We start from the raw sequence: 22,891 nt of genomic DNA, 5'->3' as shown, positions 1-22,891 counted from the left end.
AGAGGGAGCATCTCATTTTTGAAAAAAGCATCTTTTATTATAGTGCTGTCCCCGCTCGCGAGTATTATACCGCTCGCACTATAAATGCAAAACTAAGATACTCCCCTTCCAGACTCCTGTCGGAGGGCTGTATCTGTCTGCGGGTCAGGCCCATTGTTAGGGAACAAAACATAATAAAGTATAAACAAGCAATGATAGTCCCAACCAAATCAGAAAGCAATACCGAGTTAATTGCAATGCTTGGTCAATTTGCTGCGGTGCGATCGCACGAATCGACTCGCCTAACAGCGGTTTGTGTTTGATAACTCCCCGATAGGAATTTGTACCTCCCAGTTGTACTCCCAAGATGGCGGCGTAGGCGCACTCGCTCCAACCGGAATTGGGACTGGCATCTTTAACAGCATCTCTCTGACAAATCTGCCAAACGTAGATCGGTTTGCCAGATATCAGGGCTAAAGTAATCACTGTTAGCCGACAAGGAATCCATGTCAGCACGTCTTCTAGTTTGGCGCTAAACCATCCTAAATCTGTGTATGGTGCTTCTTTGTAGCCGACGGTAGAATCTAATGTGCTAGCTGCTTTGTAGGCGATCGCACAGGGAACTATCGCCAGATCCCACATCGAGTCAGGAGCGATCGGTCGATCGATAACAGTTAATAATAGATGCGGCAGAGCGAACCCAACTAATCCATAAAATAGCGGGGCACTCACGCCATCTACTGCATTCTCTGTTACAGTTTCTAACAATGCTCGCAGAATTTCTGGCTCAGATAAGTTTTCGGTATCCCGACCGACGTAAAGGCTCAACCTTTCTCGCGCCTTGACTAGATCTCCAACATTTAAAGGCGCTAGCACGTCTTCAGCAGCCGCCCTCAAACTGCGACCGGCAAAACAGCTAGCCAGCAAAATGGTTTGTAGGGCAATGCCTAAAACAGGATGCACCCAACTAGCAGCAAGGACGATCGACCAACTGACAGTATAACTGCCTATAATCAGCCCGATCGCTAGTATTGTACCAGCACATCGTAGCAGCAGTTGGTGCCGCTCGCCTGGGGGACGATCGCCAGAGAGAGGCATTTTGTCTGCGGGATTGTTCCATATATTAAAGACAAATCGAGTATAGCGGTCGATCGCCCAACCCATCGCCTGCACGGGATGCGGCCAACCCCAAGGATCGCCGATCGAATAATCCAATACCGCAGCTAAAATCAAAACAGTAAATTCATCCGGCATTATTATATATGGTGTTCAACATGATAGTCCCTTCGATCGCTAGTGAGCGATCGGGTAGCTGCTGTTTTAACTGCTGCTACATCGAGCGGAGTGTGATTTTTTAGAGCCGATTTTAACTGCTGAGATGACTTTCGTCGTGCAGTTCGTGTACGTTCTGTTCCCAATTAACACCGTCAAAGGGTAGAATCTGAAATTGGGAAACGGCATAGTCGTCAAGACAGCGGACGTTGACATCGAATTGATCGGGATGCGATCGGGGACGATAGAACGAGTGAATCCCACAAATCCGGCAGAAAGTATGTTTAGCAGTGCCTGTATTAAATGTATAGGTTGTCAAAACATCTTCCCCGCAGAGCAAGGTAAAACGTTCGGGCGGCACAATCAGGTGCAAAAATCCTTTCTTTTTACAGATAGAGCAGTTGCAGTCAGATGACGAGTGTTTGTCAACCGTGACTGTGAAGCGGACAGCACCGCAACGTGTGCCACCAGAGTAGGTAACAAGTGTTGCGTCCATGTGAGTTGGCGATCGAATGAATGAACTTACCATCTAAATGATAAAGCTAGTTTCTTCTCCGAGAGCAGCTTGCCAACTGCGGACATCATAGTATAAGTCTTCGAGGGAAATACTGTACAGCGCTTCGGCCAGTTTTTTGTGCAATCGGTTCCACAAACTGAATGTTACCCAGTCCTCTGGTTGGGTAGCGTCAGGAGAATGTCGAGGTAAAGGTTCAATAGTTTCCCCTACAGCCTCTAAGATTTGTCCTAAAGAGATTTGAGCTGGCTCCCGAGCCAATTGATATCCTCCCTGGGAACCCCGAACAGATTGGACTAAACCGGCTCGTCGCATTTCAATCAGCAATTTTTCTAGATATGGAGCGGGTAACTCCTGTCGGTTCGCAATCGATTTCACCGATGTCGGCCCGAACCGAGGTTGCAAACTTAGATCCAGTAGAGCTTTGACACTGTAGTGTCCGCGTGTGGTTAACTTCATGGGATTTTAAGAGCGGGGCAAATATTCAGCTAGCTGATAGCTGATAGCTTATGCTACCTAGTTTAGAGATTGCTCGCACGCTCCTGGCAGCTACTCCTCAAGAAAGACTCCACCTTGTTAAAAATATTTAGACAATAGTGGTTAACAATTGAGCCGATCGGTGTAATATAGTTTTATCAAACAATTGGGTTTAAAGCCCCATCCTAAAAAGACGGCTTTCATGATAGAGTAGACTTTGTTGATTCGCGAGATATAAAAATCCGGTCTCAACTCTCTTATTTCAAAAAATCTCAAACAGGTTGGGGCATCAACCTGTGGGCGAGGTGATGTTAGACAGGTGAAGAACCTGCAATCGCTGTTTGAACCCAGAATCCCAGCGCCTTTAGGTGGGGGAGTATGTCAAGACCGGCTATAAAGCTAAACTTTCTTGGTCAAACCAAAAACCAACCGAGAAAAAATCCGTACACCACTTGAATATTTCAGGACTCAGTAAATGGCTAAAAAGAAAAATATCGAACCCCTTGAAGGCGAAGATCTGATCAAAAAGGTCAAAGACCTAGAGAATCTGACCAAGGAAGAAAAAGCTAGAGCCTGTGGCTACTATACCGTTACCAAGAACGGCGTAGAACGGGTCAACATGATGAAATTCCTGAATGCGCTGATTGATGCAGAAGGCATTCAGCTAGATGGGAAGCAAAACGGCAACGGACGCGGCGGACGCTCGGCTAGCTATCGGATTAGCGTTCAATCTAATGGCAACTTACTGATTGGAGCTGCCTACACCAAGCAGATGGAACTCCAGCCAGGAGATGAATTTGAAATTTCTCTGGGACGCAAGCACATTCACCTGCGCCAAATCGATCGCGAAGAAGTATCCTAGGTCTTTACAATTTGCTTTGAATTCTTGCTTGAACGGGTTGGTTTGACTTCAAGCATTGACTGCTGGCAGAGAGTGGGCTCTGAAATTTTGTTCTGAAATTTTTCAGTGCGCCTAAAACAGTATGGATTCTATAGATGGCAATGGCTCGATAAAAGTCAGTGCTACTACTTTATATTTTCTGAGAATACCTATTCTCGCCCCTCGCTATATCCGTTTGGACAAGCGGGGGATTTTCCGCGTAGCTGTTGATAGTTGACAGTTGATAGTTGACGGTTGACAGTTGCTCGAACAACGGGGTGCAGCGGCTTGTGCAAGGCGAATATATCCGTAGGGGCGAAGCATGACAAGAGTCAATATGAGATGATAACTAATAACTTAGGAACGAAAATTTAATAACTTACACTCTTAAAAGTGGGATGGGCGTCCCGCCCGTCCCTTATAGACGGGCGGGACGCCCATCCCACAATCATTAAAATTGTAAGTTATTTAATTCTCATTCCTTATAGGGAGCATCTCAGTTTTGCAAGAAGCATTTTTTATCGTAGTGCGAGCGTCCCCGCTCGCGTGCTTGTACAAACAAGCACGCGAGCGGGGACGCTCGCACTGTAAATGCCAAATTGAGATGCTCCCTCCTTATATGCGGTCATGCTTCGCCCTATTCCAAAACCAGATGCACCCGAACAACGAAGAGGGAAGAAGGAAAAGGAACAGGTTCGAGGGATTTCAGGATGAAGTTTGACGGACAAGCAGATGTATTTCCCGATTGGAGAGTGACTTTTCCAATCTTGTCTGATGCAACTCTCGTGCTGGCGATCGCCAGCACGAGCTCGATCATTCCCAAATCTCAAATCTCAAATCTAAAATCTAAAATCGACTGACACCGAAGCAACCAGCTTCGATCGCCCTACGTGAAATTATGGGTCGAAACAGTTACAGTGTTAGGGAGCAATTAGTCAGCAGCCTATGCCTTTGTCCCGATTCGCCTTTCAAACTGTCCGACAACCCACAAAAATACCTCTGCGCTGCGTTCTAGTCGGCTCTTTTGTGGTGCAAATCGTCGCAGCAGTCGGGATGGTCGGATATTTTTCCTTTCGCAACGGACAAAGAGCAGTCGAAGAGCTCGCCCAGAAATTGATCGGGGAGACGGGGAAAAGAGTTGAAGAAAAGCTGAGTGGTGTTCTCGAAAATACTCACTGGGTAAATCAACTCAACGCTGAAGCGATCGATCGCAAGGAATTAAACTTACAGTTAGAAAGCCGCCAGCCTCGGGCAGAAAAGTTCCTTTGGCAGCAAATGCAATCGTTTAAAAGCATTCAGTGGATGTCCCTCGGTTCTGAAAACTCAGGAGAATGTCTCGCCATTTGGCGCAACCCTAAGGACAAGAGCTTGCAAATTGTCGTCGCTAACAAATCTACCAACTCTCAGAACATTTACTACGCTACAGACAACAGAGGAACTCGCACGGTTCAATTAAAAGTAGAAGCAGGAACCTACGATGCTCGCCAGCGCCCTTGGTACAAAGAAGCTGTCGCAGCTAACAAACCAATTTGGACGAGCATTTACCCCGGTTTCACTCCGGGGACTGTGTTTATTGCTGCGAGTCAACCGATTCGCGATCGCAATGGTAAATTGCTGGGAGTTAGTGCGGTAGACTTTTCGATCTTGGAAATTCAGCAATATCTCCATCGCCTCAGGTTTAGCAAAACGGGGGAAATTTTCGCGATCGAACGATCGGGCTTGCTGGTTGCCAGTTCGAGTCAAGAATCACCCTTTAGAAAGTTGTCGGGAAAGCACCAGCCGGAGCGGCTGAATGTTTTAGACAGCCAAACTCCTGTTATTCGTACCGCAGCTAAGCATTTGTACGAATACTTCGGGGGCTTTGGCGAGATTAAGCAGCAGCATCAACTGAAATTTAACCGAGACGGGCAGGATTATTTTGTGGCAGTGGTGCCTTTTTCTGATAGTTACGGTTTGAACTGGCTGATTGCGATCGCAGTTCCCGAATCCGATTTCATGGGGCAAGTTAACAGAAATACCCGCAATACGATTGTACTTTGTGTGGCCGCGCTACTGCTATCGACCATTGCCGGAGTTCTGACAGCTAGGTGGGTAACGCTGCCGCTGCTGCGTCTCAACGCAGCAGCTAAAGATATTGCCCAAGGAGAATTCGATCGCACTGTTGGTGTGAGCAGGCTGGATGAAGTCGGTAAATTAGCCCAGTCTTTTAATGAAATGGCCGCTCAATTGAAAAAATCTTTTGAAGCTTTGGCGTCTAGTGAAGAAAAATTTGCCAAGTTGTTAGAAAGCTTGCCCGTTGGAGTCACAGCCCTGACTCCCACAGGTAGCACTATTTTTATGAATTCGGTGGGAGAAGAGCTCACTGGCAAAAGGGCAATGCCAAGTACAACCGCAGCAGGGCTCTCAGAAACTTATCAGCTTTATGTAGCAGGCACCGATCGGCTGTACCCGATCGATAAGTCCCCGTTTGCACGGGCTGTGAGGGGTGCAACAATGATTGTTGAAGATATGGAAATTCGCCTCGGTGGGAAAATTATTCCTTTGCAAGTGCGATCGATGCCGGTGTTTGACGCTCTTGGCAATGTCCTGTATGTGATTATTGTTTTTCAAGATATCACCGATCGCAAACAAGCAGAAAAAATATTGGCTGACTACAACCGGACTCTGGAAATTGAAGTAGCTTCGCGCACAACCGAGTTAGCCGAAATCAATGCCCGCTTGGAAATCGAAATTGAGGAGCGCAAGCAAGCTACAAAAATTATCCGCAAAGAGCGCGACTTTAACTTCAAGATTATCGAAAATTCTCCGATATTTTTTGTGGCGATCGACTGTGAGGGTAAAATCCTGCGGGTGAATGACTGTATGCTGCAAGCTGTGGGCTATACTGCCGCAGAAGTTATCGGCAAAGATTATTTAGCTATATTTGTACCCGAGGGCGATCGAGCCGGATTGCACTCGATTTTTAAGGCCGTCAAAGCCAGCCCGCAAACGGTTAATGAGCACCGGATTGTCACCAAGTCGGATCGGGGTTTGTTAGTCGAGTGGCACGGTACGCCCGTTTTGGATGAAAATGGCAATTTTGACTTTCTTTTTGGATTTGGGATTGATATTGGCGATCGCAAACAAGCACAATTAGCCTTGCAAAAAAGCGAAGCTCTGTTTCACAAATTAGCGATCACGGTTCCCGGAGAACTTTACATATTCGTGCAACATCCCGACGGCTCAGTCAAGATGGAATATATCAGTCCTATGTGCCGAGAAATTCAAGAATTAGAGCCGGAGGAAGTCAAAAACAACTCTGCTTTACTCTACGAACAAATGCACCCGGACGATCGCCCCAGCCACTTCGAGGCAATTGTCAACAGCGCCACAAATCTTGAACCATTTTCCCACGAGTGGCGGATTGTGACAGCATCGGGAAAACTCAAATGGCTGCAAGGCTATTCTCGCCCAGAATTGCGCGAAAATGGAGATATCGTCTGGCACGGCATAATACTTGATATTAGCGATCGCAAACAAGCAGAACAAGAACTCAAACAAGCCAAAGAAGCCGCAGAAGCTGCCAACAAAGCTAAAAGCATCTTTCTTGCCAACATGAGCCACGAATTGCGAACACCCCTCAACGCCATTCTCGGCTTTGCTCAATTAATAGAACCCAGTGCTAATTTAACTTTGCAGGAACAAGAGAATATTAAAATTATTCGTCGCAGCGGAGAACACTTGCTTCAACTCATTAATCAAATATTAGACTTATCTAGAATTGAAGCTCGACGCATGACACTCAACCCAAAAAACTTTGACTTGTACCGTTTGCTGGGCGACGTGCAAAATATGTTTCAACTTCCCGCACAAAATAAAGAATTGCAATTAATTGTCAACCGCTCGCCCGATGTTCCTCAGTACGTACAAGCTGATGATGTTAAGTTGCGACAAGTGCTGATTAATTTGTTAGATAATGCCGTTAAATTCACCCAAAAAGGCTCAATTTCAGTAACAGTAAGACCCAGAATAGAAGTAGCTATATCTCCAGAACCAAATAATAATATCAATCTATCAGAAGCTCAAAAAAATAATGCTTTTATTTACTTTGAAATTGCCGATACAGGGTTAGGAATTATCCCCGAGGAATTAGACAGTATATTTGAATTATTCGTGCAAAGTTCATCTGGTCAAAAAGTTCAAAAAGGTACAGGTTTAGGATTAAGTATCAGCCGCGAGTTCATCAAATTAATGGGCGGTGACATTACCGCCCAGAGCGAAGTTGGACGCGGCACAGTCTTCAAATTTGATATTCAAGTTGTGACGGGAGTCGGCCCTGTTGAACTTATCAATAAATATGTTACAGTAAATAATGTATCGGAGAGTTCAACTATTGTTACCGAAAAAATATCTGATAGTGCTGCAATATTTACGTTGGACTCTAAGCCGCAAGTTTCCCCAGAATGGACGCGCAATCTCAAACAGGCAGTCCATCAGGCTGACTTCGATTTTATTGCCAAAACAATTGAGGAAATTCGCAGCGATAATCCTATTTTTGCCGAAGTTATGATGAATTATTTAGATAATTTTGATTATCAAAAGATACTGGATTTGATTGCAAAATTTGAGCTGTAGGGTACACCTAATGACTAATGACTAATACCAGTTCTCCCCGAAAAAATCAACATTTGCTCTCCTCTACTTTACCATGTATGAGCGTGTACCTTCATAGTGAATTGGTATAAGGTGCGTCGCTATCAGATTGCCGATTAAGTTTAGGGATTTTTCATGGCGACGCACCCTACGAATACATCGCTAATAATGTTCGCGAGCGGGGACAGCGCTAATGACTAATCTCGATTTTTGGGTGTTTGTTTGTGTTGAGAAAAAACTCGACAGTTATTGAGGTCGATAAACAAATGTTCCTCTTGATTGTTGTCTGACATATTCACTAGATTGTATTGAACATTGTCTCCATAAATAGTTAGAGCAATCTGGCAAACTTCTAAAAATTTAATTAGCCACTGACATTCAGCAGCGGAGTTATCTTGATAGTATTCAATTAATCGAGCAAAACAAAGTTCTAAGTAGGTTTGGGAATACGGTGAGATTAAAATTATCTTTAGCATCAAAATCGCTAGCGTTAAAGGATTTAGTTGAGTCACGAAAATTAGAAATAAGGCGGTTGGTTCCCCAGAATTTTCCACTGTCAAACATTTGATTAGATAATTGCAAGTTCTGAGCAACAGGCTACTGTTCAAACTTTCTTCGTCATTCTGGGGATGAAAATTATCTAAAATATTGATGAGTTGTTGGTGATAAATATCAGAACTATTTTTTTTTTCATTGTAATAACATAAATACTTAATCAGAGATTCCTTGAACTGCTTGTAGGTAATATTTTGACTGTGACTGATAAAAAGATTGGCTAAGCTGCGATAGTTCAACGAGCCTCGGTTGACCAAAATTATTTTGATTAAACGCAGGGCTTCCTCTCCTAAAAGTGTGGGATTATGATAATTTTTAAATTTGAATGTGGCTGACTGAGAGCGAGATGTATACATTGCTAGGTCAAACTTATACTTGTCTTTTAACTTCTGGGACAAGAGTTTGGCAGTTTGGCGTGCTTCGAGGGTGTTTTTAGTATCGAGATATTGAGTGGCTAGCAAATAAGGCTGATAGCGAGAAGTCCAGTGCTTTTCTACGGGCCGGTAGTCGCCGTACTTCAATACAAATAATTTGATGTTTTCATAGTCTTGGCTGCTGACAAAGTTTGTCAGCCACACTTTCAGTCTTTTGAGAATATTGTCTGCGTGAGGCTCGCTGAGGGTTCTCTCGCTAATAATTGTAATTAATTTCCGAGCAAGTTCGTATTGTTTGTTGGATATCCAGTTATTTAATAAGATGTAAGAGCAGCGTTTAAATAAGTTGTTAAATTCTTGTTGACTGTTAAATTCAATTATTATGTATAGGGATTGAATTAATTTAGGGTTAACTGGAGCAATTAGTTCTATAAAGATTTTTTTGAATTCCTGGAGACTAACTTCTGGTTCCGAGTTGTTGATGTGATATATGAAAAATTTGTAAACGATCTCTTGAGCTGCGAAAACTGTCAGCTCTGATTTTTGTAATTGAGCTGTTGGTTGAGACGATCGCGCCTCGGGCAATATATTGTTTTTTAGAGTAGGTAGAACTTTTGACTCTTGGGTTTCGGATTGAGAGGTAACGTTCTGAGATGGCATACCGTCCTCGCTCAGATGATCAATACACTATTATAGTTATTTATTGCTGCTTTGCAGCTAATAATTTAGTATTTTACTTGACTTTTGGGTAGCTACAGTTAAGCCCCCCGATCGCCCTTTTGGTAAGGCAAATCGAGGGGGTTAACTGTTATTTGTCAAGTATCTGAGGGTGTCAAGCAGGGTTTGCTTGAGCTCGTCTTTGCAGGAGGCGGGCAATCTCAGCTTTTTCTACAAGCCCGACTAGGACGCCGTTTTCGCCTGTGACGGGGAGTTCTTGGACTTTGAGTTGTTCGAGGAGGGTGACGACTTCGAGGAGGGACAATTCGGGTTTGACGGTGGTGGAAAATTCGATCGGCTTCACGAGCTCTTTAACTTGAACTTGGGGCCAGCTTCCGGTGGGGATGGTTTTCATGTCGTCAAGGTCGATCGCACCTACCAATTGTCCGGCATCATCGGTAACTAGGAACCGGCGCCAGGTGTGAGTGCTACCGATGACGTAGTTGTTGGCAAATTCTCTGAGGGATAAGTTTTCTGGGACGATCGGGCTTTCGGCAGTCAAAGCATCTGCGGCTGTGAGTCCTGCGAGTTCATTTTGGACTGTGGCATACTGTGCAGACTGACCGGCATTTTGCAGCAAGAACCAACCGATTACTAGATTCCAAATATTGCCGAAGATGCCTGTAGCAATGGCAATCCAGCCAATGATTTGACCGACGCGGCTGGCAAAAATTACGCCTTTGTAAGGGTTGCCGGTAATCTTCCAGACGATCGCTTTGAGGATGTTGCCGCCATCGAGGGGCAAGCCGGGAATTAAGTTAAATAAGGCTAAAGCTAGGTTGATGGAAGCTAAAAGTTGAACGATGGCTGCGGCTGGGCCTGTGAGGGCTGCACCGACGCCGATAACTGTTAACAAACCAGCCAAAAATAAGCTGACTAACGGGCCTGCAATGGCGACCCAAAATGCTTCGGCTGGGGTTTTCGATTCTCTTTCTAAATTAGCCAGTCCGCCAAACAGAAATAGCGAAATCGATTTCACGCCAATTCCCTGTTTGATAGCTACCCAACTGTGTCCTAATTCGTGGGCTAAGACGGAAGCAAATAACAGCAGGGCTGCGAGTAATCCTAGCAGCCACGGCGCTACGGGGCCTAATGTGGGAAACAGGGCTGCTAGTGCGCCGCCGTATTGCCAAGTTACTAAACCCAGGACTAAAAACCAAGAAGCGTTGACAAAAAAGGGAATTCCAAACAGGTTGCCGACGCGAAATGTACCGTTCATAATGGCTACCTCTGATATTATGGGTGAGAGTTTTTTGCTCTCTGTTTCCTTATCGTAACGAAATGTAACTGAGATGTTAATGGTTGAATTAGGGTGTTATCCGTCTGGGGAGGTTCGGTTTGCGGAATAATCACCGTCGAGTAAGGTTCGTAGGGTGCATCTCCATGCAAGCGAATATATCCGTAGGGGCGAAGCATGACGGCAGAAAATATGGGATTATAACTAATAATTTATATGCGGTCATGCTTCTTCAGGCTTCAAAAACCAGATGCACCCGGTTTGATCGTTCGGACTTCAGTCCTCTGAATTAAGGACTAAAGTCCTTACTACGAACCGAAATTCAGTTAATTATCGATCGCATCTTCACCCAGCGGCCGGCTGTAACGCTTCAATTCATCAATCAATCGAGTATCGTTAGAAGCTGTTCTCGCACCTGCTTCGGCAGCCCAGTGCTTCAAATCTTCAATTTGCGATCGCGCGATCGCAGCTAATGGTACTGTATCCTCGATCGACCTCAAAACATCCTCCGTCATCAAATCCCGGCGCTGCCCGTTCACAAAAGTGCCAAAAGCCCGGTACAATCCATCAATCACCACTTGCTCAATTTCCGCACCGCTAAAATTCTCAGAAGACTTCGCCAAAATTGCCAAATCAAAGTCGCGGAATCTAGTGGGGCGCAAACGCTGTAAATGCACCTTAAAAATATCTTGCCTTTCTGATTCCGAGGGTAAATTCAAAAAGAAAATCTCATCAAACCTGCCCTTTCTCAGCAACTCAGCGGGCAAAATCCGCACGTTATTTGCAGTTGCGACGATAAACACTGGGCTAGTTTTTTCCTGCATCCAAGTGATCAAACTGCCGAATACCCGGCGCGAAGTTCCCGAATCGCCGTCGCCGCCGCTGATGATGTTGCCGAAGGCTTTATCTATTTCATCGATCCATAAGACGCAAGGTGCGATCGCCTCTGCCAATTGTATCATTTGCCGAACCCGGCTTTCGCTTTCCCCGACAATGCCGCCGAACAATCTGCCAGTATCCAAGCGCAGCAGCGGCAAACGCCATTCACAAGCAATAGTTTTCGCCGATAAAGATTTGCCCGTTCCTTGAATTCCTACTAACAAAACGCCCTTAGGATTGGGTATACCGTAGCGGCGGGCTTCGTCAGTAAAAGCATCTTGCCGCATCTTTACCCACTGTTTCAAATTCTCCAATCCGCCGACATTTTTTAAGGATTCTCGGGAGTTGCAAAACTCCAAAATTCCGGTTTGGCGAATTGCTTGCTGTTTCTCTTCCAAAACTCCGTCAATATCTGACTCGTTAATTTGCTGTTTGGCGGCCAAAGCTTTAGCTAAAACCCGCCCGATGCGAGCGCGGCTCAAACCTTGACAAGCTTTAACTAATTGTTCCTTTACTAAGCCGCTAACTTGCAACTGTTCCGGCTTTTCCACAACGTGGGAAATTAAATGATTGATTTCTTGGATGTTGGGCAAAGGGAAATCAATTACTGTTACTTCTTCTTTCAATTCCTCCGGCAATTCTAGCGCGTGAGAAGTGAGGACGATCGTTTTTTTGCTGCGCTTCAATTCCCTGGTTAAATTACGTAATTCCCGGATTACAGGAGCACTTGTACTGCTGTAGGGATATTTCAAGATTGGGTGCAAATCTCGGAGTACAAATAGAGTATATTCTTCGACAGCGGTCTTGCCGATGCGATCGAGCGCTGCCATTACTGAACCTTTTCCAGAACCGTTATCTTCCCAGCCGCGCACGATATCCCAGAACAATACTCGGCGCGCGGGTGTTACTTGCAGCGCTACTTGGGCAATTACAGCTTCGACTGGTTCTTCTTCGGCGCCGACAATGTACAGCAGGGAGTACCGGGCGCGAATCATCAAATCCAGTCGCTTGATTAGGGCATCGAAAGGGTTATTTTTACTGCCATTTCGGGCATCTAATTCTTTAGAATTGGGGTATTTTTCTGTCATTTTATTTGATATCTTAGATGTAAATTTAACTTGATTAAATATTTTGTTTGGAGTAAGGACTTTAGTCCTTATTAATCATTTCACCAGACTCAAGGTTTGTAGTAATGACTTTAGTCCATATCAAGGATTTAAACGGACTAAAGTCCGTACTACGAACGAACTTTGAAATTATAACAGAATAGGGATAATTTGGCTACTTAGCAACTTTTCGGGCTTGTTTCACCATGTCAATGAGAGTGTGGTGAGCATCTTCGGCGTCTACTAAAGTGCGATGGCTACGCCCCGGCTTACGCCTACGAACTTTACTCTGACTGGCACTATTTCGTCATTGACTTGAGCTGTTAAATCCATGCCGTTGGCATCAATAGCGAGCATTTGAGCTGATGTCGCCTCGGGTTGGCCACCGTAGGCTTGAGCGTACAAAACTACGGCGCTAGCGCGATCGTCGTTCATGTGAGTGCAGATGCGATCGCTAATTTCGGTGGAAAACTTTTCTGACATAGGGATTCCTCATATGCAATATTGCGATCGATTGTACTGTGAATCGGAGTTGACAAGATACTTCGCAATTTGCTAAGATTAAATTCAAATGATTTTAGCGAGTCAAATCGATGCGTAAATTTGTTTGTTATCCACGAACTGTATGCACGTTATCTCTCAATCCGCGGGATTATATGACTGTATGCGATTTAAGGGCGATCGGGTAAATAGCTAGTTTCACAAAAATTCGAGAGTTAACAACACATTTTATAAATTCTGTCAATATCCTGAAGATATATTGTTTGATAGTTAAGAGAGCGATCGGTGCGATCGACTAGATGTTCTGCGTAATTTCTGTAATTATTGCGATTTAATGCTGCAATTTAGATTTAACTCTATTACAAAAATCGACAAAATGACGAAAAGTAGTCAATTGTTCTGGCTTCTCTTCAATTCTTTTCAATAGCTGTTCCAAATAAAAGGGCTTGAGTGCATCTCCGGGTCTTGTTTTAGAATATGTGGTGTGTTTAGCTGCCAATAATGCTCTCAAATAAGCTCCGTGAAACTGAGCGTGAGTATGAAATTTGTGATATCTTCCCATCTTTTCAGGACACTCAATGGAAACATCGTAATACTTATTATAATCTAATAAATCTAATAAAAGTTGGCTTTGATGATCTCTTAAATGTTGAGGATGTCTTGAATAAATATTGCGATTGCCCAGAAGCCAACTTTCCAAGCAGCGATTTTGAACAATTAGCACAAGTTCTGTATTTTTTAATACTAGCTTTTCCTGATTTAAAAAATCATAAATTTCTGCGTACCTTTCCGCAACAGTATTTTCTTCCGCATCAAAGCACACTACAAAATAGTTGTATTTTCCACTTAAGTTAATTTCCTCAATCGAAGGAGGAATAAAATCATATAATGATGGATATCCTTCACCACTAATCAGGTAATAATTTTTTTCATTCACCTCATCGTAACTCTGAACTCGTGTTAATTCAGGCAACAGATGACTTAACCAAGCTGGATAAACTTTTCTCTCCGATTGCATCCCTTCGACTAAAAAATACAGATTCATTAAACTTTAATTCCCTCGCTGTATTCTTCGAGATTAATCAATTGTGTAAAAGCCTGATGCCTAGATTTTCCCAGGTTCAAATCTTTCGCATCAGTTACCGTTACTACACCTCCCTTGCGAGTTACTATTTTCCAGTATTCCATGCTGATATTGTTGATTATGTACGGGTGATGACTGGTGAGGATAAATTGAATATTTCGGTTTTCCGTGAGCAAATCGGTAACAACATCGATACAGTTAATCCCCAAGCTGTTTTCAAATTCATCGATCAGAATTACAGTTCCTTGTGGCGACAAGTACAGTTCGCTAATGAGAATTAGCGTTTTCAACATTCCCGACGAAATGTTATTTTGCAAAATCCAATCATTGATACTTTTCTCTTTGATCTGAATCGGAAAATTCGGAAATAATGGATTGTCATCATTTTCGACTGCTTCTATTTTAATATCTTCAATTTGAGGAAATATATCTATAAATTTGCGTTTGATTTCATGAAAAGTATCTGGGTGATGGCGAGCAATTAAAGCAATTTTGATTAAAATTGGTAAATTACTTGATTTGATATCATCTAGTGAGAAAATATTAGTTGAAAATATCGATATTACCCTGTGAGGCATACCAAAAACTGCATTAAAAGAAACACTAAGATTGTCACTATAAATGATTTTATTAAAACCTTGCTGAACAGGTAAAATATCTTCCTCTTGATTTAAGATTTGTACTGCGCTTTGAAAAGGTGATAATTTGGGCGTTGTGTTACCTTTAAACTTGATTTCAGTAGAGTTTCTTTCGATAATTGTATCTCCATTTCTAGATAAATGCTCGCGGACAATCCTAAAGTTACTGGCTTCGTCTGCCTGATTAGGAATTATGACAGGATTTTTTTTCGTTTCAAACTCGCCTTGCCATTGGTACTCCACATCATCATCTATTGTCGAAAATGTGATATCCCACGCTAAGCCATTTAATGAAGCACCATTTGCTATCTCTTTTAACCTCGAAATTCCTTTGAGTATTTGAGTTTTGCCAACGCCAGATACCCCAACTAGCAAGGCAAGATTGGAAAAATAGATTGGTTCAAAACGCCACTCTAATACACGATCGCAAAAAGCTACTTTCTTAATTCTCATTTTCCGCTCCTATCTATTAATCATCTGCGTCCATCAGCGTTAATCCGCCGATATCAGCGGTTAAAAGCTGACATAATTTTGCCGCCACCAAGCGCGGACAAACTTAATTTCCTCAAACGTATAACGTTCTTGCAAATACTCATAAATTACTCTCAATCTCTCATCTCCAACAACTTCAATTGCTTGTACAATAGCCTGTTGGCTTTCCGATTCTACCAACAAATTTATATCAACTTCCTTGCCCATATCCATCAATTCTACCAGATGTCCCGCAATAGTAGTCGGACTCATGCCCCGCGCATTGGCTATGGCTTGAACCGTCAAACCTTGGCGGTATAATTCCCAGGTTTGCATCTGCGAATAAGATGGAGCATTAGCAAGAGTGGGAAGATTTGCGACATCAGCAGATGCTGTACCGATTGGCAATCCTTGTTCTTGGCAAAAAGCGTGAATTGCCTCTAAGAAAACTTTGCCGTACTTATCTCGCTTGTTGCTACCGACGCCGTAAACTTCTTCAAATTCGGTGAGATTTTGCGGGCGTTTTTCTGCCATGTCTCGCAAGCTTCTATCGGCAAAAACTACGTAAGGCGGTACAAATTGTTCGTCGGCAATTTGTTTGCGGAGACTTCGCAATATGGAAAATAAGCCTTCTACTTCTACGGCTAAAGACCGCACTCTTGCCTGTACTTCCCGCGGCGCTTCGATGGCGATTTCAACTGTGCGCTGGCGTTTCATGATTTCCCAACTTTTTTCGTTGAGTTTCAAGATGGGAAAGCCGTCTGTTTTTTCGTCTAAAAAACCTTGGTTGATCAGCGAACGACTTAACTTTTTCCACTCGTCGGCAGTTCTATCTTTGCCAATGCCGTAGGTGGAAAGTTGGTTGTGCTGGTATTGCAATATTTTTTGACTTTTGGAACCCCGCAGTACGTCTATAATGTGATTCATCCCGAATTTCTCTTGACATCTGGCGATGCAGGAAAGAAATTTCATGGCTTCAAGCGTCCAGTCTTCTACGGGTTTTTTGTTGCAACAGTTGTCGCAGTTGCCGCAATCGCCGGGAAATGAATCGCCGAAATAACTTAGTTGGACTGTGCGGCGGCAATCGCTGGATTCTGCATAGTTGATTACTCGCCGTAGTTGTTGGCGGGCTATTCTTTGTTCTTGTTCGTCGGGTTTTTGTTCGATGATGTATTCGATGGTTTTGACATCGCCGAATCCGAAAAATAAGGTGCAGTGGGATGGTTCGTTGTCTCTGCCTGCGCGGCCTGATTCTTGATAGTATCCTTCTAGGTTTTTGGGTAAGTCGTGGTGAATTACAAATCGCACGTCTGGTTTGTTGATTCCCATGCCGAAGGCGACTGTTGCTACCATTACTTGTACGTCGTCGCGGATGAATCGGGTTTGGTTGGTCGATCGATCTACATCGCTCATTCCGGCATGGTATGGTAGGGCTTGGATGCCACTTTGCTGCAATTTGTAGGCAACTTCGTCAACTTTTTTGCGACTGAGGCAGTAGATGATTCCTGAACCGCCTTTTTTTTGGATGATTTGCAAGACTTCGGCAAAACTGTGCTTGGTTTTTTGGCGGACTTCGTAGTATAGGTTGGGGCGGTTGAAGCTGGCGACGTGGATGTAGGGATTTCGCAGGTTTAGCTGCTGGATGATGTCTTGGCGGACGCGCTCGGTGGCGGTGGCTGTTAGTCCCATAATGGGGATGTCTGGGTAGCGATCGCGCACTCGCTCCATTTGCCTGTATTCTGGTCGAAAGTCGTGTCCCCATTCCGAAACGCAGTGGGCTTCGTCGATCGCAAATGCCGAAATTCCTAACTTAGAAGCTACTATATCTAAAAACGGTAAAAATCTCTCGCCCAGCAAGCGTTCGGGCGCAACGTACAGTAGTTTAATTTTACCTTCGAGAATTGCTGTTTCGCGCGATCGGGTTTCCATCGCGCTCAAAGTGCTGTTGAGAAAAGTCGCCCCAATCCCATTATCCTGCAAAGCTTCCACCTGGTCTTGCATCAGGGCAATCAGCGGCGAAACCACCACCGTCAATCCCGGTTTCAACAAAGCCGGTAATTGAAAACACAAAGATTTGCCACCGCCAGTCGGCATGACAATCATCATATCGCGTTGTTGTAAAGCAGCTTCGACAATTTCCCGCTGGCCCGGGCGGAAAGAGTCATAGCCAAAGAAATGTTTGAGGGATTGTTCGAGGGATGAGGGCGCGAGAGATGTTGGCGGATTCGACCCTGACATTTGCAGTAATTGGTTGTTGACTTCAACCTTATTCTAGGTCTTTTGAGCACAAATACAGTTACAATATTTGAGAATCTCAATTTAAGCAGATAAACCGATGCCGAAAGCAATTTGGAATGGTGCCGTTTTGGCCGAGAGCGATAAGTGCGAAATGGTAGATAATAACTATTATTTCCCGGCGGATGCCATCAACCGCGAGTATTTCAAGGATAGCAGCACTCACACTACTTGCGGTTGGAAAGGTGTTGCTAGTTACTACAGTGTTGAAGTCGGCGGACAGGTTAATAAGGATGCTGCTTGGTACTATCCTACTCCGAAAGATGCTGCTAAAAATATTGCAGGATATGTTGCTTTTTGGAAAGGAGTTAAGGTGGAGGCTTAGGTCTTTTTCGCAGGTTTCTTAGCCACGATTTAGACAAGTCAAGATAGAGGACACAACGTTGTTGTGTCCCTACGGGTTATTTGAATTAAATTTGATATAATACCGGGCGGTTGAAACCGCGTCTATACAAACCAAACCCACCTCAGTGGGTTGAAGAATGATATAATACCGGGCGGTTGAAACCGCGTCTATACAAACCAAACCCACCTCCGTGGGTTGAAGAATGGACGGAGATTAATTCAAGATAATTTGCGAGTTTTGCAATTCAAGTCTAATTCCTCTTAATTTTTAATCTTGTTCCCAAGCGGCGGCCGCTTCCCATCCCAAACCGCGACGAACGACAATTGGTTTGTTTTCAGTTAAATCGAGAATGGTAGAAACTTGATATCCTGGATCGGAATCATCATCGACAATGATATCTACTAACTTTAAAAAACAGTCAAATAGTTCAGCTTTGCCAAAGCTTTCTGCTTTTGCAGCAGGTACTGGTGCAGCACCTTCATCATCAGTGGTAATGTGAGCAGATGTGGAAATAATCGGATTTCCCAAAGATTCTAGAAGTGTAAAACAAAGCGGGTGGTTGGGAACGCGAATTCCCGTGGTTTTGCGTTTTGGGTTCATTACCAATTTGGGCACTAATTTGGTAGCTGGTAGCAGAAATGTGTAGGGCCCGGGGATTAACCGCTTGATGATTCTGTATGCTTCATCGGTGACGGCAGCATACTCGGTGATATTTGACAATGAGGAACACATAAATGTTAAAGGCTTATCATTGGATAGTTGCTTGATCCGCCTGACTCGTTCTACGGCAGATTTGGAGTTGAGATCGCAGCCGATCGCGTAAACTGTATCTGTGGGATAAAGCATCACGGCCCCATCTTTGAGAGCTTTTGTAATCTTCTCGATTCGGTCTTTCTGGGGTGCAACTGGATGGAGTCCGTAAATAATTGCCATGTTAATATATTCCAGGCTAAGTGGGCGATCGACAAATGTGCTAAAACAATCAATGTTGAAAATTAATTGTTAATAATGAATAAAATAGCTTATTTTGACTGCCCAACCGGCATTGCTGGCGATATGTGCCTCGGAGCTCTTGTACACGCGGGCGTTCCCTTAGAGTACCTAATCGAAAAACTCCATTTACTAGGCATTTCGACTGAGTACCAATTGCGGGCCGAATTAGTTCACCGCAATACTCAACAAGCAACTAAATTTTATGTCGATTTAGCTGCGGATTTGCCTTTAAAATCAAACAATCTGGCTGCTGACTCCGCCCTCGATCCCTCGGAAACTGAATCGCCGACTTTCGATGCGCGCCACCACCATCACGGGGAAGAACATTCTCACACTCACGGCGAAGCAGATGCGGAAATTAGCCACACTCATCACCGCCACTTACCAGAAATTGAGCAAATTATCGTCGCTGCAAAATTGCCTCCGCGGGTGGAAGCTTGGAGTTTGGCCGTATTTGGCAAGTTAGCAGATGCAGAGGCTGCCGTACACGGTATTCCCCCCAGTGAGGTTCACTTCCACGAGGTGGGGGCTACGGATGCACTTGTTGATATTGTCGGTACTTGTTTGGGTTTGGATTGGTTGGATATTGATGAGTTTTACTTTTCGCCGATGCCGACTGGTGGGGGTACGGTGAAGGCGGCCCACGGTAGGTTAGCTGTACCTACGCCTGCTGTGATGCGGTTGTGGGAAACGCACCGAGTACCGGTTTATAGTAATGGAATCGATCGCGAATTGTGCACTCCTACAGGAACTGCGATCGCCTGTACTCTCGCCTCTGCTTTTGGCCCGCCGCCACCGATGCAAGTTCAGCTAATTGGTTTGGGTGCAGGTTCGCGAAATCTGGCAATTCCTAATATTTTGCGCCTCTGGATTGGGGAGAAGGAAGAAGGAAGAAGGAAGAAGGAAGAAGGAAGAGGGGAGAAGGAAGAAGGAAGAGGGGAGAAGGAAGTATTTAATCAATTCCCAATGCCCAATGCCCCATTCCCAATGCCCCATTCCCAAGAAACAGTCTGTGTTTTGGAAACGCAAATTGATGATTTAAACCCGCAGGCTATTGGGTATGTTTTTGATGCTTTGTTTCTCGCCGGAGCTCTGGATGTTTTTACTACACCAATTGTGATGAAAAAGTCGCGGCTGGGGGTTTTGTTAAGTGTGATTTGTCATCCCGAATTTCAGGATGCTTGCGAAGCTGTGATGTTTCGAGAGACTACTACTCTGGGAATTAGGCGATCGACTCAACAGAGAACTATTTTGGATAGAGAAATCCAGAAAGTTCAAACAGAATACGGCGAAGTGCAAATAAAAGTTGCTAAGTCGGGAGAAACGATTGTTAATGTACAGCCGGAATACGAAGATTGTGCGGAAATTGCCAGACTTAAAAATGTTAGTTGGCGCGAAGTTCATCGGTTGGCGCTGCAACTTTGGTACGATCGTTAAACAGTTGACAGTTGACAGTTGACAGTTGACAGTGGGTGCAGCGACCTGTGCAAGGCAAATATATCCGTAGGGGCGAAGCATGACCGCAGTCAATATGGGATTATAACTAATAACTTATATACGGTCATGCTTCTTCAGGCTTCAAAAACCAGATGCACCCTTGGCAGTTGATTTGAGTAGGTACACAATGGACACCTTACATAAAGGTTTTTTACAGGTTTTTACAGCAGTCTGCGGGTTTGTAAAATTTGTTGTTGCAATTCCTCGAAAGCGGGCAGTTTTGAGTTAGGATTTTTGTCAATGAGATCCTTTATTTGGTCGATTAGCTCGATCGCCAGCGGTACGCCAAGTTGCAATTGTTCCAAGACATCCCGCTGGGCAAAAACGGCTTCGGGTGTGCCTTCTAGAATCAGTTTTCCGCAATCCATCACAAACACCCAATCGGCCCAGCGATAGATGAAATCGAGGTCGTGACTTGCTAAAAGTATGGTGGTTCCGGCTGCGTGAATTTGTTGCAGCAAACCGATCAGTTGTTTGGTGTGGCGCGGATCGAGATAGGCGGTAGGTTCGTCTAGCAGCAGCAGTTTGGGTTTGAGTACCATGATATCGGCGATGGAAACGCGCTTTTTTTGTCCTAAACTAAGGTTGTGGATTGGTTCGCGGGCGAGTTCGCTTAAGTTGAATTGCTCGATCGCCTTTTCTACCTGTTGAGCAATTTCGGATTCTGGCAATCCTAGATTGTACAATCCGTAGGAGATATCCTCTTCGACTGTGGAAGCAACTAACTGATGTTCGGGATTTTGAAAGACGAGTCCGATTTGTTGGCGCAGTTTCATGAGAGATTTGCGATCGTAACGAAACGGTTCGCCTTCCCAGCGAATGATTCCCTGTTGCGGTTGGTACAAGCCATTTGCTAGCAGAAACAAGGTGGTTTTGCCGCAGCCGTTTTGACCGATGAGCCCGCAGCGCTTCCCCGCCGGGATTTTGAGGCTTAAATCGTGAATTGCTACTCGCGAAGTGCAGGGATATGAGTAAAAAGTGCGATCGAATTCTAGAATTGATTGAGACATATATTGGTAATTGGTAATTGGTAATTGGTAATTGGTAATTGGTAATTGGTAATTGGTAATTGGTAATTGGTAATTGGGATTTGTGGGGTGGGCTTCTAGCCCGCACAAAAATTAAATTTAAATACTATCAACTGCAATATGTCATTGCGAGCTCTTAGCGAAGCAATCCCCGAGATTATGCGATTGATTCGCTAGGAGCTCGCAATGACAATTACAGCAATTTGTATAGACGCGGTTTCAACCGCCCAATCTTCTATTTGCTGCGTTCATCTTTTTCTCTCAACTGCCAAAGTTGAATCTCATAACAGAGATGCTGCTCAAAAAGTTGACTCGCCTCCAATCCTTCAACCACCAATTTCTTAAACCAGCGGCGAAATATCCAACGCAGAATTTTATGAATCGGCGGAACCGCGATCGAAATTAAATCTGCAACATAAATCATTGTGTTCAGTCCATACCTGCGGAAAGTATCGACATACAAATCAATTGTTGGTACAATATGAGCAGAAATATCCTCAGCTTTTACTAAATTAAACCCCGCTTGCATCAATGCAGATTCCAGTTCTTCCACAACATGACAGTTAGAAAACATTCCTTCTGTATAATCACGATTAGAGCGCAACATATCCGCAAGCAGTACGTATCCTCCAAGATTGAGCACCGCCGCCGCACCTTTAGCTATATCGACAGCAGACATATATTGACTGCTTTCGCTAAAGAGGACTAAATCGTAGGAATGGGTGGCTTGGAAGTCTTCAAATTTGGTGAGGTGGAAGATGGCGCGATCGCCTGTACACTTCAGAAAGCGCTGTTGTTGGAACGGATCGGGCGCTAGTCCTTCGACTCCAAAAGCGCGATCGAGCAAATAAGCCGCATTTCCCCCAATCCCGCATCCTACATCTAGGACAGTCTTAATGTCTTTCGGGATAAAATCTAACAACTTATCCGTATAAGCTTGCTGGGCGATGCGTAGCCGCGCGAGTGTTAGTTCATCAGCGGGCACAGGTAAGGTTTCCCAATAGCCATAGTGAAGATAGGGAGATTCTGTCAAGCCCAAATAGTAATTCAGCGCTGCATTTTGGTAGCGAGTTACTTTGGAAATTTCGATTGATGGTGATTTCGGCATAGGGAGAATTGAATAAACTTTAGGATTTCCGGGAGGGTTAAAATTCTTCCCAGTGCTTGCATATATGTTAATAGCACGCGAACCGCATAAATTGCCAACTTTTGCCACAAAATCCAAAATTTTCTTGTCATTCGCGATCGACAAAAACACAATTACATAGTTGAGTTCGTAGGTGGCAATGATTTCGAGCAGACTTGAAACAGTATTTTCCTCTAGTTTTAGCTGTTGCAAATAAGCATTAGCCTGCAACCAGGAAGTGAATCGCCAATCATACAATATCTATACTCAAATTAACAAAGTTATTAATT

General features: G+C 44.2%; 18 protein-coding genes. 4 read left to right on the top strand and 14 right to left on the bottom strand.

The annotated features are described in order from the left end of the window. Positions 1-156: 156 nt before the first annotated feature. From cbiB to JGK11_RS06480, 3 genes are all read right to left on the bottom strand, one after another. Positions 157-1,233 carry an adenosylcobinamide-phosphate synthase CbiB gene (gene cbiB, locus JGK11_RS06490; protein ID WP_293190289.1) on the bottom strand — a complete coding sequence of 359 codons (1,077 nt, stop codon included), beginning with the start codon at positions 1,231-1,233 and terminating at the stop codon, positions 157-159. A 112-nt stretch (positions 1,234-1,345) separates the two neighbouring features. After that, on the bottom strand, positions 1,346-1,747 hold the full coding sequence (locus tag JGK11_RS06485) for a GFA family protein (RefSeq protein WP_293182473.1): 402 nt from the start codon (positions 1,745-1,747) through the stop codon (positions 1,346-1,348). A gap of 33 nt (positions 1,748-1,780) precedes the next feature. Beyond that, the gene (locus tag JGK11_RS06480) at positions 1,781-2,224 is read right to left on the bottom strand and encodes an Rrf2 family transcriptional regulator (RefSeq protein ID WP_293182439.1); all 444 of its coding nucleotides are present in this window, start codon (positions 2,222-2,224) and stop codon (positions 1,781-1,783) included. A 493-nt stretch (positions 2,225-2,717) separates the two neighbouring features. Between JGK11_RS06480 and JGK11_RS06475 the strand changes: the two genes are divergently transcribed. Then, positions 2,718-3,104 (top strand): AbrB family transcriptional regulator, encoded by a 387-nt coding sequence (locus JGK11_RS06475; RefSeq protein ID WP_293157313.1) that lies wholly within the window; start codon positions 2,718-2,720, stop codon positions 3,102-3,104. A gap of 655 nt (positions 3,105-3,759) precedes the next feature. On the opposite strand, the gene JGK11_RS06470 is transcribed toward JGK11_RS06475, so the two are convergent. Further along, on the bottom strand, positions 3,760-3,939 hold the full coding sequence (locus tag JGK11_RS06470; protein WP_293182441.1) for a hypothetical protein: 180 nt from the start codon (positions 3,937-3,939) through the stop codon (positions 3,760-3,762). Between the two features lie 128 nt (positions 3,940-4,067). On the opposite strand from JGK11_RS06470, the gene JGK11_RS06465 reads away from it, so the two are divergent. Continuing rightward, positions 4,068-7,736: a PAS domain S-box protein gene (locus tag JGK11_RS06465; protein ID WP_293182443.1), complete on the top strand. Its 3,669-nt coding sequence runs from the start codon at positions 4,068-4,070 to the stop codon at positions 7,734-7,736. Positions 7,737-7,951: 215 nt separating this feature from the next. Here the strand turns inward: JGK11_RS06465 and JGK11_RS06460 are convergent, their stop codons facing one another. The 7 genes from JGK11_RS06460 to recQ all read right to left on the bottom strand — a co-directional run bounded on the left by JGK11_RS06460 (position 7,952) and on the right by recQ (position 17,554). Then, entirely contained in the window at positions 7,952-9,343 is a 1,392-nt protein-coding gene (locus JGK11_RS06460; protein WP_293182445.1) for a hypothetical protein, read from the bottom strand. Positions 9,344-9,515: 172 nt separating this feature from the next. Beyond that, entirely contained in the window at positions 9,516-10,619 is a 1,104-nt protein-coding gene (locus tag JGK11_RS06455; RefSeq protein WP_293182447.1) for a site-2 protease family protein, read from the bottom strand. A 344-nt stretch (positions 10,620-10,963) separates the two neighbouring features. Next, positions 10,964-12,604 carry an AAA family ATPase gene (locus JGK11_RS06450; protein ID WP_293182449.1) on the bottom strand — a complete coding sequence of 547 codons (1,641 nt, stop codon included), beginning with the start codon at positions 12,602-12,604 and terminating at the stop codon, positions 10,964-10,966. A gap of 261 nt (positions 12,605-12,865) precedes the next feature. Next, complete coding sequence (locus JGK11_RS06445) at positions 12,866-13,105, bottom strand: DUF2470 domain-containing protein (RefSeq protein WP_366035287.1); 240 nt, start codon at positions 13,103-13,105, stop codon at positions 12,866-12,868. Between the two features lie 349 nt (positions 13,106-13,454). Then, positions 13,455-14,168: a hypothetical protein gene (locus JGK11_RS06440; protein WP_293190292.1), complete on the bottom strand. Its 714-nt coding sequence runs from the start codon at positions 14,166-14,168 to the stop codon at positions 13,455-13,457. Further along, complete coding sequence (locus JGK11_RS06435) at positions 14,168-15,298, bottom strand: AAA family ATPase (RefSeq protein ID WP_293197787.1); 1,131 nt, start codon at positions 15,296-15,298, stop codon at positions 14,168-14,170. Before JGK11_RS06435 ends, JGK11_RS06440 begins: the two co-directional genes overlap by 1 nt. A 60-nt stretch (positions 15,299-15,358) precedes the next feature. Beyond that, positions 15,359-17,554 (bottom strand): DNA helicase RecQ, encoded by a 2,196-nt coding sequence (gene recQ, locus JGK11_RS06430; RefSeq protein ID WP_293211023.1) that lies wholly within the window; start codon positions 17,552-17,554, stop codon positions 15,359-15,361. Between the two features lie 97 nt (positions 17,555-17,651). Between recQ and JGK11_RS06425 the strand changes: the two genes are divergently transcribed. Next, positions 17,652-17,936 (top strand): DUF427 domain-containing protein, encoded by a 285-nt coding sequence (locus tag JGK11_RS06425; protein WP_293182457.1) that lies wholly within the window; start codon positions 17,652-17,654, stop codon positions 17,934-17,936. A gap of 288 nt (positions 17,937-18,224) precedes the next feature. Here the strand turns inward: JGK11_RS06425 and JGK11_RS06420 are convergent, their stop codons facing one another. Beyond that, positions 18,225-18,890 carry an L-threonylcarbamoyladenylate synthase gene (locus JGK11_RS06420; RefSeq protein WP_293182459.1) on the bottom strand — a complete coding sequence of 222 codons (666 nt, stop codon included), beginning with the start codon at positions 18,888-18,890 and terminating at the stop codon, positions 18,225-18,227. 75 nt (positions 18,891-18,965) lie between these two features. Here JGK11_RS06420 and larC point away from each other — a divergent pair, with 75 nt between their 5' ends. After that, complete coding sequence (larC, locus tag JGK11_RS06415; RefSeq protein WP_293211020.1) at positions 18,966-20,387, top strand: nickel pincer cofactor biosynthesis protein LarC; 1,422 nt, start codon at positions 18,966-18,968, stop codon at positions 20,385-20,387. Positions 20,388-20,608: 221 nt separating this feature from the next. On the opposite strand, the gene JGK11_RS06410 is transcribed toward larC, so the two are convergent. Next, complete coding sequence (locus JGK11_RS06410; RefSeq protein WP_293182475.1) at positions 20,609-21,457, bottom strand: ABC transporter ATP-binding protein; 849 nt, start codon at positions 21,455-21,457, stop codon at positions 20,609-20,611. A 253-nt stretch (positions 21,458-21,710) separates the two neighbouring features. Then, complete coding sequence (locus tag JGK11_RS06405) at positions 21,711-22,859, bottom strand: methyltransferase domain-containing protein (protein ID WP_293211018.1); 1,149 nt, start codon at positions 22,857-22,859, stop codon at positions 21,711-21,713. Positions 22,860-22,891: the final 32 nt, after the last annotated feature.

Origin of the sequence: Microcoleus sp. PH2017_34_RAT_O_A (genome assembly GCF_020737885.1) — a bacterium.
Taxonomy (GTDB): Bacteria; Cyanobacteriota; Cyanobacteriia; order Cyanobacteriales; family Microcoleaceae; genus Microcoleus.
Note: the sequence above shows the minus strand (reverse complement) of the source record. Positions and strands in the feature narration are given on the sequence as shown.

Coding starts and splice junctions, on each gene's coding strand:
- cbiB (WP_293190289.1), bottom strand. CDS start 1,233: ATGCCGGATGAATTTACTGTTTTGATTTTAGCTGCGGTATTGGATTAT.
- JGK11_RS06485 (WP_293182473.1), bottom strand. CDS start 1,747: ATGGACGCAACACTTGTTACCTACTCTGGTGGCACACGTTGCGGTGCT.
- JGK11_RS06480 (WP_293182439.1), bottom strand. CDS start 2,224: ATGAAGTTAACCACACGCGGACACTACAGTGTCAAAGCTCTACTGGAT.
- JGK11_RS06475 (WP_293157313.1), top strand. CDS start 2,718: ATGGCTAAAAAGAAAAATATCGAACCCCTTGAAGGCGAAGATCTGATC.
- JGK11_RS06470 (WP_293182441.1), bottom strand. CDS start 3,939: ATGATCGAGCTCGTGCTGGCGATCGCCAGCACGAGAGTTGCATCAGAC.
- JGK11_RS06465 (WP_293182443.1), top strand. CDS start 4,068: ATGCCTTTGTCCCGATTCGCCTTTCAAACTGTCCGACAACCCACAAAA.
- JGK11_RS06460 (WP_293182445.1), bottom strand. CDS start 9,343: ATGCCATCTCAGAACGTTACCTCTCAATCCGAAACCCAAGAGTCAAAA.
- JGK11_RS06455 (WP_293182447.1), bottom strand. CDS start 10,619: ATGAACGGTACATTTCGCGTCGGCAACCTGTTTGGAATTCCCTTTTTT.
- JGK11_RS06450 (WP_293182449.1), bottom strand. CDS start 12,604: ATGACAGAAAAATACCCCAATTCTAAAGAATTAGATGCCCGAAATGGC.
- JGK11_RS06445 (WP_366035287.1), bottom strand. CDS start 13,105: ATGTCAGAAAAGTTTTCCACCGAAATTAGCGATCGCATCTGCACTCAC.
- JGK11_RS06440 (WP_293190292.1), bottom strand. CDS start 14,168: ATGAATCTGTATTTTTTAGTCGAAGGGATGCAATCGGAGAGAAAAGTT.
- JGK11_RS06435 (WP_293197787.1), bottom strand. CDS start 15,298: ATGAGAATTAAGAAAGTAGCTTTTTGCGATCGTGTATTAGAGTGGCGT.
- recQ (WP_293211023.1), bottom strand. CDS start 17,554: ATGTCAGGGTCGAATCCGCCAACATCTCTCGCGCCCTCATCCCTCGAA.
- JGK11_RS06425 (WP_293182457.1), top strand. CDS start 17,652: ATGCCGAAAGCAATTTGGAATGGTGCCGTTTTGGCCGAGAGCGATAAG.
- JGK11_RS06420 (WP_293182459.1), bottom strand. CDS start 18,890: ATGGCAATTATTTACGGACTCCATCCAGTTGCACCCCAGAAAGACCGA.
- larC (WP_293211020.1), top strand. CDS start 18,966: ATGAATAAAATAGCTTATTTTGACTGCCCAACCGGCATTGCTGGCGAT.
- JGK11_RS06410 (WP_293182475.1), bottom strand. CDS start 21,457: ATGTCTCAATCAATTCTAGAATTCGATCGCACTTTTTACTCATATCCC.